This window comes from Enterovirga sp. (assembly GCF_028290205.1).
Taxonomy (GTDB): Bacteria; Pseudomonadota; Alphaproteobacteria; order Rhizobiales; family Beijerinckiaceae; genus Enterovirga.
Genome location: NZ_JAQGKF010000016.1, coordinates 19,158 through 31,543, shown reverse-complemented (window position 1 = coordinate 31,543; position 12,386 = coordinate 19,158). Strand labels below are relative to the sequence as shown.

Sequence of the window (12,386 nt, the reverse complement as noted above, 5' to 3'; positions counted from 1 at the left end):
GGCCCGGCCAGCCGCGAGCCTGGCCGGGCCGGGCGGGTCCGGCACGGCGCCCTGGATCGGCGGCTGGAACGCGACCCTGCCGGGCGCGCTCGCCGCGTGGCCGCCCCATCTCGCCGCGCTGGTTCGGGAAGAGGTGGAGCGGCGCCGTCTCTTCGCCTGGGTCGCGGTTGCCTACGGGGCCGGGATCGCGCTCGCCTTCGCGGCCGAGGCCCCCGTCTCCCTCTGGCCGCCGATGGCGCTGGGGGCGGCCCTCGTCTGCGCCGCGACCCTGTCGCGCCATCGCTTCGGCCGCCTCGTCGTGCTGGTGGGCTCGGCGGCGGCCGCCCTGGGCTTCGCGGCCGCTGTTGCCCGGCAGGAGGCCGTGCGCGCGCCCGTGCTGGACCGCATGGTTGTCGGGCGCCTGCAAGGTTTCGTGGAAACCGTGGAGGAGCGGGCCGGCGGCGCTGCCCGGCTGGTGATCCGGGCCGCCAAGCTCGACGGGGTCGACGAGGCCGCCCGTCCTGCCCGCATCCGGGTGACGGTGCGGGCACTCGGCGCGATCGCGCCGGGCGATTACGTCTCAGGCACGGCGCGGCTCCTGCCGCCGCCCGATGCGGCCCTGCCTGGCGGCTACGACTTCGCCCGTGACGCCTATTTCCGCGGGATTGGTGGGGTTGGATCGGTGTCCGGCGCCCTGGCCCGCATCGATCCTCCACCGGTCGCGCCGGATCTCGCCCTACGGGCCGCCGCGGCGATCGACCGGGCCCGCAACGCGCTCACCTCCCGGATCACGGCGGCCATCGGCGGCCAGGCCGGCGCGGTCTCGGCCGCGCTCGTCACCGGCAAGCGGGGCCTGATCGACGAGCGCACCAACGACATTCTGCGCGCGGCCGGCATCTACCACGTTGTCTCCATCTCGGGCCTGCACATGGTCCTGGCCGCGGGGTTGTTCTTCGCTGCGACCCGGGCCGGTCTCGCGCTCTCGCCGGCCCTGGCCCTCCGGTGGCCGATCAAGAAGATCGCCGCCGTGGTCGGCATGGCGGGCGCGACCACGTATTGCGTGTTCTCGGGCTCCGAGGTGGCGACCGAGCGCTCGCTGGTGATGATCCTGATCATGCAGGGCGCGATCCTGTTCGACCGGCCTGCCTTGTCGCTGCGCAATCTCGCCATCTCGGCCCTTGTGGTTCTGACGCGGGAGCCGGAGGCGCTGCTCGGACCGAGCTTCCAGATGTCCTATGCCGCGGTGGCCGGGCTGATCGGTTTCGCCGAACTGGTGCAGCGGCTTCGGCCCGCCGTGGAGCCGGGCGACCCGCTGCGACGGGCTGCGCTCTGGCTCGCCCTCGCCATCGGCGGGCTGCTCGGCACGACGGTGATTGCCACGATCGCGACGGGGCCGTTCAGCACCTTCCACTTCCACCAGCTTCAGCCCTACGCGCTGATCGGCAACGCCGCGACCCTGCCGCTCGTCTCGCTCGCCGTGATGCCGGCTGCCGTGCTTGGCATCGTGGCGCTGCCCTTCGGCCTGGACCGGCCGATCTGGGCGGCCATGGGCCTCGCGACCGATGCGGTGCTGCGGCTGTCTGAGTGGGTGGCGGGTTTCGGGGGCTCGACGGTCACGGTCCCGGCTTTCGGGCCGCTGGCCCTGGGGCTGTTTGCGCTCGCCATCCTGCTCGCCACCCTGTGCAGCACCGGCCTGCGGTGGCTGTCGCTGCTGCCGGCCGTAGCCGGGCTGGCGCTGGCCGGCGCGGCGCCCCGCCCGGACCTTGTCGCAGCCCGGGACGGATCGGGCGCGGCGGTGCGAGGACGCGACGGGCGGCTGGTGGTGCTCGGCCGCGTCTCGGCCTTCACGGTGGAGCAATGGTTGCGGGCTGACGGGGACGGCCGGCGGGCCGGCGATCCGACCCTTCGGGCCGGCGTGCGCTGCGACCCGATTGGCTGCACGGCCGAACTGCCGGACGGCCGCCCGGTGTCCCACCTGTCTGACCGCCGCGGCTTCGTCGAGGATTGCGGCCGCGCCGCAATCCTGGTCGCCCGGCAAACGGCACCGCCCGGATGCGCGGCCGCGCTGCTGCTCGACCGCCGCTTTCTGTCGGAGCGAGGCGCCACTGCGGTGTCGCTCACACCCTCGGGCTTTCGCCTCGACACCACCCGCCGGCCCGGCGAGGTCAGGCCCTGGCTCGCTCGCGCCGGCCCCAAAGCCGCGCCGTCACCACCCGCCCGCGCAACACGACCCGCGCCGGAGCCACGCGCTCCGCCGGACGCCGCGTCTCCGCCGGCCGATTCTCCGGACGCCGATGTCGACCCCTGATGCGACGGCCGACCGGCCTCAATAGCGCCGGACGAGGCTCACCAGCTTGCCCTGGATGCGGACGCGGTCGGGGCCGAGAACGCGCGTCTCGTAGGCGGGATTGGCGGCTTCCAGGGCGATGGAGGAGCCGCGACGCCGAAAGCGTTTGAGGGTCGCCTCCTCGTCGTCGATCAGGGCCACGATGATGTCGCCCGTATTGGCCACGTCCTGGCGCTGGATCACCACCGTGTCGCCGTCCTGGATCCCGGCCTCGATCATCGAATCGCCCTTCACCTCGAGGGCGTAATGCTCGCCCGAGGCCAGGAAGTCCGGCGACAGTGCAATGGAATGCGACCGGTTCTGGATGGCCGAGATCGGTGTGCCGGCCGCGATTCGGCCCATCACCGGGATGGAGACGGACTTGCCGCCATCGGGCGTGCCGCCGGACGGGGGCTGGACGACGCGGCCGCGGCCGAAATGGCCTTCCACCACGCTGGGGCTGAACTTGGGCCGGGCCGCGAGTTCGGGCATCCGGATCACCTCGAGCGCCCGCGCCCGGTTCGGCAGGCGGCGGATGAACCCGCGCTCCTCGAGTGCCGTGATCAGCCGGTGAATGCCGGATTTCGACTTGAGCTCCAGCGCCTCCTTCATCTCGTCGAAGGATGGCGGCACACCCGATTCCTGGAGGCGCGCGTGAATAAAGCGCAGCAACTCGTTCTGCTTGCGGGTCAGCATGGTCGCCCTCCGGTCGGGACCGACTCGGCCACGAAACAAATCGGGAACAGGCTACCTGTTCCGCCTATGTTCCACAAGGCCCGCCTGAGGCGTTTGCGCGCAGGGGTTACTCGGCCGGTGCCGGTGCCGGCTCTCGTGCCGGCCCAGGGGCGGCGGCGTTCGCCCAGAGTTCGGGCTCGAGCTCCTCGCGCCGGTCGGGAAACAGGAGGGCGCAGACGAGCGTCGCGACCGCGCAGGCGGCGAGAACCAGGGTCGTGGCCGTGAGGTTTCCCGTGCGCTCATGCAGGAGGCCGACGAGGGGCGCCGCCGCCGCGCTGCCGAGAAAGCCGAGAAAGAAGCGCACGGAATAGAGGCGCGCTCGCAGGGCGGGCGCCACATAGCGGGCCGTCATGGTCTCGTTCACCGTGACCTGGCCGAAGATGACCGCGGCCGCTAGCCCGGCCAGCGGCAGCACCAGCCAGCCCTCGACGACGGCGAGAGCCGCGAGCGTCGGTGCGAGAACGAGCGCCATGGGCAGGAAGGCCCGTTTCAGCGTCGTCCGGTCGATGAGGCGGCCGACCGTGAACTGCGTCACCGCCCCGCAAAGCGTGGCTGCGAAGGCCAGGAACCCCACCATCGAGATCAGCGAGGCGTCGCCGGCCAGCCGTTCCTGCATCAGCTTCGGCAGGAGGAGGGTGAAAGCGTTGAAGACGAGGCCCGAGACGATGGCGATGGCGAGCAGCACCGCCACGGCGCGCCTGACCAGGGCCGGCGGGATGGCCGGAAACGGCCGGCTCGAAGCGTGGGCGGCGTGGTCGTATTCCGGCTCGCGCCACCACACGAGGCCCAGCCCGATGGCCAGGAGGCCGGGTGCCACGAAGGCGGCCCGCCAGCCGATCCAGGCGGCCAGAAAGGCCGTGACGACCGGCGCCGACGCGACCCCGATGTTCCCGAACACGCCATTGACGCCGATTGATCGCCCCGGCTTCGCGCCGGCGGCCTCCACCAGCATGGCGGTGCCGACCGGATGGTAGATGGCCGCGAACCCGCCCGCTGCTGCGAGGGCGAGGGCGAGGGCGAGCGGGCTCGACACGAAGCCGGCCGCAATCAGCGAGGCGCCGGTGCCGAAGCAGAAGGTCAGCATCAGGGCCTTGCGGCCGAAGCGCTCGGCGAGCCAGCCCTGCGGCAGCGAGCCGACGCCGTAGAGCACGAACATCGCGGTCGCGAGCGTCAGGATGGGGCCGTAGCTGTCGCCGAATTCACCGCCGGGCCTGGCCATGACGAGCACCGCCGTCGGCAGGATGAGAAGGCTGTAATGGGTGATGAAATGGGCCGCGTTCACGAGAACGATCTGCCGGCTCGCCGATGATGCCATCGGAACACCTCCCGCGGCTCCGCCGCCCCCCATTCCTAGGCCATCGCGCGGCCCCGAGCCATGCCGTCAGGTCGGGGAGGGCGGCCGTGGCGGCTCGTCCGCCTCAAGCATTCCTTCCACATAGACCTTGCGAACCACCACGATCAGCACGGCCAGCAGCGGCGTCGCCACGATGACGCCGACCATGCCGAACAACTGGCCCATGCCGAACAGCATCACCATCAGCAGCACGGGCGGGATCTCGACCGCGCTCTCCTGCACCAGGGGCTGCAACACGTTGTTCTCGACCTGCTGCACGATCAGGAACAGGCCGAGCGTCCACAGAGCGAGGGTGGGATCGGCACCGAGCGCCACCGAGAGCGCGACGGCGGCCGAGAGGATCGGCCCGAGATAGGGGATGAATTCGAGCAGGCCCGCCAGGGTCCCGAGCGCGAGCGCATAGGGCACCCCGATCATCCACAGCCCGAGACCGACCACCACGCCGATGAAAATCATCAGCATGAGCTGGGCTCCGAGCCAGGACAGGATGACGGCGTGGAGCTCCGACAGGAGATCGTCGGCCGCGGGGCGCCGCCGCACGGGCACCAGGCGGATCATTCCCCGGCGATACAGGTCGGGCTGGAGCGCGAAGAAGAGCGCCCCGACCAGCGCGAGACCGGCATAGCCGAGCGCTTCCGAAATCGCGCTCACGACCCGGCCGGCCTGACCCATCGCATCGGCCGGCGCGGGCAGGCTCAGGCCGGAACTCACCTGCTGCCAGATGGAAGCGAGCCAGGCGTATTGGTTGAGGCGCTGCTGGAGGGTTTCGGCGATCTGGGGCAGGCGCTGCAGCAGCTGCCGCGTCTGGTCGGCGAGCGTCGGCGCCACCAGGGCGGTTGCCACCCCGGTCGCGAACACGAGCACCAGGGCGATCAGCAGGACGGCCCACCTCGCCCGCATGCCCGTCCAGCCATGCACCCGCCCGGCCAGGGCCCGGAGCACCGTGGCGAGGAGCACCGCGAGAAAGGTGATCAGCAGCAGCGTCCGGAGCCACCAGGCCGCCGCGAACAGGGCGGCGAGCCCGAGCACGACAAAGGCCGTGAAAACAACGCGCGTCCGGAACTGGTCGGCCGGCATGGAGGGGGGAATGTCGCGGTCCATGGCTCACAGATGCCACGCGCGCGCGCCAATGTCGCGAGGGTCGCGACGGTCAGGGCGCCGGTCAGGGCGGCGGGCGTCCCTCTCAGCCCTAGGTGGCGCCCGCGGTCAGCCCAGCCACGTCATAATCCATCAGGAAGGCGTAGATGATCAGCGGCGGCGCCGCGCCGAGAAGCGCCCCCGCCATGATCTGCCCCCAGTTGAACACGTCCGCCTTGATCAGGGTGGTGGCGATGCCGACCGAGAGCACGAGCTGGTCCTGCGAGGTCGTAAAGGCGAGCGGATACAGGAACTGGGCCCAGGCCACCGTGAAGGCGAAGATCGTCGCCGCGATCAGCCCCGGCAGGGCGACCGGAATGAAGATCTTGAGGAGCGTCTGCGTCCAGCTCGCGCCGTCGATCAGGGCGGCCTCGTCGAGCTCTTTCGGGATAGAGGCGAAGTATCCGATCATGATCCAGGTGCAGAAGGGCACGGTCAACGTCGGGTAGACGATGACCAGCACGTACCAGTGGTTCAGGAGCTCGATCCCGGTCCAGTCGCGGAACGTCGCGAACATCTTGAACAGCGGGATGAACAGCAGGGTCTCCGGGATCAGGTAGGTCAGGAACACGCCGGTCGCGAGCGCGCCGGATCCCCAGAACTTCATGCGCGACAGCGCGAAAGCGGCCGGCACGCTGATCAGCATGGTGATCACGACGGTGAGAAGGGCCACGAGGACCGAGTTCTTGAAGAAGGTCTGGAACAGCGGCGAGGTGATCAGCTCCGTGAAATTGGCGAGCGTGGGGTTGAACACCCACCAGGGGTTCGTCGCTGCCGAGATCTCGCTCGAGGTCTTGAGCCCGGTGATGAGCATGTAGATGGGCGGCATCAGCGCGAAGGCGACAAAGACGAGCAGAAAGACATAGGCCCACAGCACCGCCCAGCGGCGGTCGCCGACGACGGTGCCGGAGTCGCTGAGCGTGTCGGTGACGGGTGAGCCGAGGGCCCGGGCTGCCATCACATCCGCTCCGCGCGCTTGTTGACGTCGCGCAGGATGAAGATCGCCGCGACGGCCAGGAGGGGGATCATCACCAGGGAGACCGAGGCCCCGAGCGGGATGTCCCCGCCCTGGATGCCAAGCCGGAAGGCCCAGGTCGCGAACACATGCGTGCGGTCGATCGGGCCGCCCGCCGTCAGGATCCAGACGATGTCGAAATTGGCGAAGGTGACGATGAGCGAGAATAGCGTCGTGATGGCAATGATGTTCCGCATCATCGGCAGGGTGATGTAGAAGAGCCGTTGCCAGAAAGTGGCGCCGTCGATGGCCGCGACCTCGTACAGTTCAGCGGGCACCGATTTCAGCGCAGCCAGATACATGATCATGAAGAATGGCGCGCCGTACCAGATGTTGACCAGGATGACCGAGACGCGGGCCCACAATGCGTCACCCGTCCAGGGTACGGGCCCGATGCCGATCCCGGCCAGGACGTAGTTGAAGGCGCTGTAGGACGGGTCGAACAGCCACAGCCAGGTCAGCGTGGACAGAGCCGGCGGGATCACCCAGGGCACGAGCAGCATGCCCCGCCACTTGCGCTGACCCTTGGCCGGAATGGCGTGCACGAGGTGGGCAACCGTGAAGCCGATCAGCGCTTTGAAGATCACGGCCGAGACCGCGAAGATGCAGGATTGCCTGACCACCATCCAGAACGTTTCGCGGGTGAACAGGAAGGTGAAGTTCGACAGCCCGACGAACCGCTCCATGCGCTTGTTCAGGGTCGCGAGGTGGAGGGCGTAGAAGGCCGGATAGATCACCAGCACGCCGACGAGCAGGATCAGCGGCAGCGTGAACAGGAAGGCCACCGTGGAACGCTGGCGCAGGAAGACCCTGAGGCGCGAGCGCTCCCGCTTTGCGGAGGTCGCGCCTGGCGCGGCGTGGCGGACGGCGAGGTCTGACATGGCACGGCTCTCTCGGCCGCCTCCCCGGAGGCGAGGCGCAGCGCGGTGCTGCGCCCCGCCCGGGATGATGGCGGCGTTCGGCGACGCTCAGCCCCGCATGAAGCCTTCCACCTCGCTCTCGGCCCAGGCCAGCGTGGCGTCCATCCGCTCGCCGCCGAGATGCCGCGCGACCATCTTGGTCATGATCGCCTGATTGTAGATCTGGTTGGCGATGTTGGGCGGCGCCGGGGCGGCCGCAATCGACAGCGTCTGATGGTTGTGCGGGTTCGGGTAGTGATAGAGCGTGCCCCGAGGCGGCTCCATCTCGGCCCAGGTCTTCAGCGTGGTCAGCTTTTCGTAGGCCGGCAGGTCGTAGCCGACCGAGACCTCGACCATCTTGCCGATGGCGTCCGCGTGCGACAGGGCCATGAGGAGGCTCTTGGCGGCCGGCTTGTTCCGGGAGAAGGACCAGATGCCCCAGAGATAGGGCAGATAGGGCGAGAAGCGGCCATGCGGCCCGGCCGGCATGCCGTGCGTCCAGCATTGTTTGGCGATGTCGGGCGCGTCCCGTTTCGCCACCGCCCACGAGCTCGGCGGATTGCAGATCAGCGCGCCCCGCCCCGAGACCAGCCATTTGTTGTTGGACGCATCGTCCCAGGCCGGCGCGTCGGGCGGCAGGAACCTCGCCAGCTTGGCGTACCATTCCATCGCCTGCCGGACGGCGTCGGACTTCACAGTGATCTTGCCGTCCTTGTCCACCAGCGCGGCCCCGAAGGACTGGAAGATGGCGCCCGCCGTGTCGACCGAATCCGTTGTCTGCCCGAGGCCGATGCCGAACGGGAAGCCGGCCTTGTGGCAGGCCTCGGCCGCCTTCAGGAAGGTGTCCATGGTCCAGTTGTCGGCCTTGGGCGCCTCGCCGGCCGGATACATGGCCTGCACGTCGATCCCGGCATGCTGCTTCATCAGGTCGATGCGCGAGCACGGACCCTTGATCTGCGAGCCGGGGGTGGCCGGGACCGCGAGCCAGCGCCCCTTCACCTTGGCCAGGTAGTCGACAGTGCCGTTGACGTTGCCGTTCTGCTTGATGAGCTCCGTCATCAGGTCGTCGACAGGTTCGAGCTGGTTGGCGTGTTCGTGCACGTACCAGGTCGGGAAGGCGAAGACGTCGTGACCGGATTTCGCCTGCGCCTCGGCAGCGATCGTCAGCAGGTTCTTGTTTCCCTGCGACGTGATGAAATCCATCTTGATGTCGACCTTCTCCTTCTCGGCCCAGGCCCGGCAAATCTCCTCTGTCGCCTTGTTGGCGCCGGGCACCCAATGATCCCAGAAGCCGACCGAGACGGAGCCCGCGGCGTGGGCGCCGCGAACGAAGGGCATGGACACGAGCGCGGCCGAGGCCGCGGAGGTCCCGAGGAAACGCCGTCGTGAAACGCGACCCTTGGCCATTTCAACCCTCCCTCTGTGTTTTGGCGCCGCTGCTCTCGGCAGCGTCTCGGCCGCGTCGAGGCGGGCGAATTGACCGGATACTGTCCCTGAACGTGCCGTGCGGCAACCGAAAACTCGCGACGTCCGAAACGACGTCCGTTTTTGTTGCAGAGCACAACGGAATGTCAGTTTAACAGGCCGCGGGAGCGAAGCTATGTCTCTGGCCTGCTTGCTCGGGCGGTCCCGCGGTGGGGCGATATGTCGTCCCCGCGTTTGACAAAACGAACAAGGCCGTTCTATTTGCCGGCCGTTTCTCGACGGCCCCGGAGCTTCTCGTGATCCTTACACGACGGTCGACCCTCGCCCTCCTCTCCGCAGGGCTCGCCGCCGCCGCGCAGGCGGCCATGGCCGCGCCTGCTCCCAAGGAGGTCCGTCTCGATTACGCGACGTATAACCCGGTCAGCCTGGTGCTCAAGGAGCGCCGCATTCTCGAGCAGGCGCTCGCGGCGGACGGGGTCGGCATCCGCTGGGTGCAAACCTTGGGCTCGAACAAGGCCCTCGAGTTCCTCAATGCCGGCTCGATCGATTTCGGGTCCACGGCCGGCGCCGCGGCCCTGATCGGCCGCATCAACGGCAATCCGATCAAGTCCATCTACGTCTATTCGCGTCCGGAATGGACGGCGCTCGTGACCCGCAAGGGCACCGGGCTGAGCAACATCGCGGACCTGAAGGGCAAGCGCGTCGCCGTCACGCGCGGCACCGACCCGCACATCTTCCTGGTGCGCGCGCTCGCCTCCGCCAAGCTGACGGAGCGCGACGTCCGGCTCGTGCTCCTGCAGCATCCCGACGGCCGCACTGCACTTGAGCGCGGCGACGTGGATGCCTGGGCCGGGCTCGACCCGCTCATGGCGGCGGCCGAGGTGGAGCAGGACGCGGTGCTGTTCTACCGCAACGCGCCCCTGAACACCTGGGGCGTGCTCAATGTGCGCGAGGCCTTCGCTCGCGAGCACCCCGAAGTGGTGGGCAAGGTGCTGCGGGCCTATGAGGAGGCGCGAAGCTGGGCGCTTGCCAACCCGGCCGAACTCAAGCGCATCATGATGGCCGCGACGGGCCTGCCGGAGCCCGTCATCGCTCGACAGCTCGAGCGCACGGAGCTCACGCACTCGGCCATCGGCGCCGAGCAGCGCGACACCATTCTTCAGGCCGGACTGGCCCTCAAGGAGGCGGGCGTGCTGCCGGCCACGACGGAGGTCGAAAAGGCGGTCGAAGCGCTGATTGATCCGAGCTTCGCGACCGCCACGCGGTGAGCGACGCCGGCCTCAGCGTGGCCGCGGCCGAGGACAGCCATCCGGCCGCTCCGACGGGGCAGGGGGCTCGCGGCGGGCGCGCCCGTTGGGCGAGGCCGCTGGCCGGGCTCCTGCTGCCCGTCGGGCTTGCGCTCGGCTGGGAACTCGCGGTCAGGTTCGGGCTGGCCCAAGGCCGGCTCGTGCCCCCGCCGAGCCGGATCTGGGAGACCTTTCTGCGGCTCGCCGATACGGGCGAACTCGGGCTCCATATCGGCGTGACGCTGTGGCGGGTGCTGGTCGGGTTCGGAGCGGGGGCGGTCGCCGGCATCCTGTTCGGAGCCCTGTCGGGTGCGAGCCCGGTGTCGCGCCGGCTGCTTGATCCGACTTTGCAGGCCCTGCGGGCGATCCCGTCCATTGCCTGGGTGCCGCTCTTCATTCTCTGGTTCGGGATTTTCGAGGCGTCCAAGGTGACGCTGATCGCGGTGGGCGTGTTCTTTCCGATCTATCTCGGTGTCGGCGGCGCCATCCTGTCCGTCGACCGCAAGCTGGTGGAGGTCGGGCGCGCCTACCGGCTCTCGGGCTTCGCCTTGGTGCGCCGCATCCTGCTGCCGGCAATCTTGCCGGAAGCGGTGACCGCGCTCCGCTCCGGCCTCGGCCTCGGCTTCATGTTCGTGGTCGCGGCCGAGTTCATGGGCGCGTCCGAGGGGCTCGGCTACCTGCTGGTCGACGGCCAGCAGCTCGGCAAGCCGGACCAGATCGTCGCCGCGATCATCGCCTTCGCGCTGGCCGGCAAGCTCTGCGACACGGTGCTGGTGCTGCTGACCCGGCCGCTGCTCGCCTGGCAGGATGTCCGGCGGGAGCGCCTCTGATGCTGGCGGTCGAGCGACTCACCAAGCGCTACGCCGACGGCACGGTTGCCCTCTCGGATGTCTCGCTCACGGTGCGGGCCGCCGAAATCGTCGCGCTGATCGGCGGGTCCGGCTGCGGCAAGACCACTTTCCTGCGGCTCGTGGCCGGGCTCGACCGGGCCTCGGCCGGGTCCATCAGGCTCGACGGCGAGCCCGTGCTGGAGCCGCACGCCGGAATCGGGCTGGTGTTCCAGGAGCCGCGGCTCCTCCCCTGGTACGATGTCGCGGCGAACGTGGCCGTCGGGCTCGGCCGCGTCCCGGCCGCCGAACGGCGCGAGCGGGTGCTGCACGCCCTCGAAAAGGTCGGACTCGCCGATCACGCCCGCCGCTGGCCGCGCGAGCTGTCGGGCGGGCAGCAGCAGCGGGTCGCGATCGCCCGAGCCCTGATCGGCGGCCCAAAGGTGCTGCTGCTGGACGAGCCGTTCTCCGCGCTCGACGCCTTCACCCGGGCCAGCCTGCACGAGCACCTCCTGGCCATCTGGAGCGAGAGCCGACCCACCGTCGTCATGGTGACCCATGACGTGGACGAGGCCGTGAAGCTGGCGGATCGGGTGGTCGTGATGCGCCCCGCGCCGGGCCGCATCGCCGATGAGATCGCGTTGTCGCTGGCCCGCCCGCGGTCGCGCGCTTCCCCGGCCGTGGAGGCCGCGAGCCGGACGGTGCTGAAAGCACTCGACCGCTCGCTCAAGGCCGCCCAGAAGGGGCCGGAAGCCAGCGCCGCCCCGGCGCTTTGGTGGTAGGAGAGAGTTTCCAATGGATGCGACCGCGCTCCGCGCCATGCAGGCGCCCTACAAGGACCGCTACCGGGCGGAGCCCGAGGCCGCCGTGGTGACGCTGCGGGCCGAGGGCACGCTCGACGAGAGCTCGATCAGCTGCAAGGTCGAGACCGGCCGGGCTCTGGCCGTCGCCGGGCTGCATCCGGCGACGGGCGGGTCGGGCGCCGAGCTCTGCTCTGGCGACATGCTGCTCGAGGCTCTGGTCGCCTGCGCCGGCGTGACCCTGAAGGCGGTCGCGACGGCACTCGCCATTCCGCTTCGGCAGGGCAAGGTGCGGGCCGAGGGAGAACTCGACTTCCGGGGCACGCTCGGCGTCGACAAGGGCGCGCCGGTCGGCTTCCGCTCCATCCGGCTGTTTTTCGACGTGGACACGGACGCGTCCCAGGAGCAGCTCGATCAGCTCCTCAAGCTGACGGAGCGTTACTGCGTCGTGTTCCAGACCCTGAACACGCGGCCGGAGCTGCAGGCCACGCTCGCCAGGGCGTGAAAACCCCAAACTCCCGCTTGCAATTCAGCAGGCCGATTTCCAGCTAGGGACAGGCAGCGGCGCCTTCATGAGCGCGCCGGCTTTCGCGCGTCGGAGAG

General features: G+C 69.6%; 11 protein-coding genes. 5 read left to right on the top strand and 6 right to left on the bottom strand.

Annotation, left to right across the window (positions count from 1 at the left end; all coding sequences use genetic code 11):
* Positions 1-2,287: ComEC/Rec2 family competence protein (locus tag JWR86_RS01605; RefSeq protein WP_299559787.1), on the top strand; the 2,287-nt coding region annotated here is incomplete at its 5' end.
* An 18-nt stretch (positions 2,288-2,305) separates the two neighbouring features.
* Here the strand turns inward: JWR86_RS01605 and lexA are convergent.
* The 6 genes from lexA to JWR86_RS01575 form a co-directional block, all read right to left on the bottom strand.
* Entirely contained in the window at positions 2,306-3,001 is a 696-nt protein-coding gene (gene lexA / locus JWR86_RS01600; RefSeq protein WP_299559784.1) for a transcriptional repressor LexA, read from the bottom strand.
* 106 nt (positions 3,002-3,107) lie between these two features.
* Positions 3,108-4,355 carry an MFS transporter gene (locus JWR86_RS01595; protein ID WP_299559781.1) on the bottom strand — a complete coding sequence of 416 codons (1,248 nt, stop codon included), beginning with the start codon at positions 4,353-4,355 and terminating at the stop codon, positions 3,108-3,110.
* A gap of 66 nt (positions 4,356-4,421) precedes the next feature.
* On the bottom strand, positions 4,422-5,495 hold the full coding sequence (locus JWR86_RS01590; protein ID WP_299559779.1) for an AI-2E family transporter: 1,074 nt from the start codon (positions 5,493-5,495) through the stop codon (positions 4,422-4,424).
* 88 nt (positions 5,496-5,583) lie between these two features.
* Positions 5,584-6,489 carry a carbohydrate ABC transporter permease gene (locus tag JWR86_RS01585; RefSeq protein WP_299559778.1) on the bottom strand — a complete coding sequence of 302 codons (906 nt, stop codon included), beginning with the start codon at positions 6,487-6,489 and terminating at the stop codon, positions 5,584-5,586.
* A complete protein-coding gene (locus tag JWR86_RS01580; protein ID WP_299559775.1) occupies positions 6,489-7,427 on the bottom strand; it encodes a sugar ABC transporter permease in 939 nt (312 codons plus the stop codon). Before JWR86_RS01580 ends, JWR86_RS01585 begins: the two co-directional genes overlap by 1 nt.
* Positions 7,428-7,514: 87 nt before the next feature.
* Positions 7,515-8,852 carry an extracellular solute-binding protein gene (locus JWR86_RS01575; protein WP_299559771.1) on the bottom strand — a complete coding sequence of 446 codons (1,338 nt, stop codon included), beginning with the start codon at positions 8,850-8,852 and terminating at the stop codon, positions 7,515-7,517.
* Between the two features lie 314 nt (positions 8,853-9,166).
* Between JWR86_RS01575 and JWR86_RS01570 the strand changes: the two genes are divergently transcribed.
* From JWR86_RS01570 to JWR86_RS01555, 4 genes are read left to right on the top strand one after another with little or no spacing between them, the layout of a single operon-like run.
* Entirely contained in the window at positions 9,167-10,138 is a 972-nt protein-coding gene (locus tag JWR86_RS01570; protein ID WP_299559768.1) for an aliphatic sulfonate ABC transporter substrate-binding protein, read from the top strand.
* Positions 10,135-10,986, top strand: a complete 852-nt coding sequence (locus JWR86_RS01565; RefSeq protein WP_299559765.1) for an ABC transporter permease — start codon at positions 10,135-10,137, stop codon at positions 10,984-10,986. The genes JWR86_RS01570 and JWR86_RS01565 overlap by 4 nt, the downstream gene beginning before the upstream one ends.
* Entirely contained in the window at positions 10,986-11,765 is a 780-nt protein-coding gene (locus tag JWR86_RS01560) for an ABC transporter ATP-binding protein (RefSeq protein WP_299559763.1), read from the top strand. The genes JWR86_RS01565 and JWR86_RS01560 overlap by 1 nt, the downstream gene beginning before the upstream one ends.
* Positions 11,766-11,778: 13 nt before the next feature.
* On the top strand, positions 11,779-12,288 hold the full coding sequence (locus JWR86_RS01555; protein ID WP_299559759.1) for an OsmC family protein: 510 nt from the start codon (positions 11,779-11,781) through the stop codon (positions 12,286-12,288).
* Positions 12,289-12,386 lie beyond the last annotated feature (98 nt).

What these genes read in the sequence shown, in the direction of transcription:
- JWR86_RS01595 (WP_299559781.1), bottom strand. Translation starts at nt 4,355, where the DNA reads ATGGCATCATCGGCGAGCCGGCAGATCGTTCTCGTGAACGCGGCCCAT.
- JWR86_RS01585 (WP_299559778.1), bottom strand. Translation starts at nt 6,489, where the DNA reads ATGGCAGCCCGGGCCCTCGGCTCACCCGTCACCGACACGCTCAGCGAC.
- JWR86_RS01575 (WP_299559771.1), bottom strand. Translation starts at nt 8,852, where the DNA reads ATGGCCAAGGGTCGCGTTTCACGACGGCGTTTCCTCGGGACCTCCGCG.
- JWR86_RS01590 (WP_299559779.1), bottom strand. Translation starts at nt 5,495, where the DNA reads ATGGACCGCGACATTCCCCCCTCCATGCCGGCCGACCAGTTCCGGACG.
- JWR86_RS01555 (WP_299559759.1), top strand. Translation starts at nt 11,779, where the DNA reads ATGGATGCGACCGCGCTCCGCGCCATGCAGGCGCCCTACAAGGACCGC.
- lexA (WP_299559784.1), bottom strand. Translation starts at nt 3,001, where the DNA reads ATGCTGACCCGCAAGCAGAACGAGTTGCTGCGCTTTATTCACGCGCGC.
- JWR86_RS01560 (WP_299559763.1), top strand. Translation starts at nt 10,986, where the DNA reads ATGCTGGCGGTCGAGCGACTCACCAAGCGCTACGCCGACGGCACGGTT.
- JWR86_RS01580 (WP_299559775.1), bottom strand. Translation starts at nt 7,427, where the DNA reads ATGTCAGACCTCGCCGTCCGCCACGCCGCGCCAGGCGCGACCTCCGCA.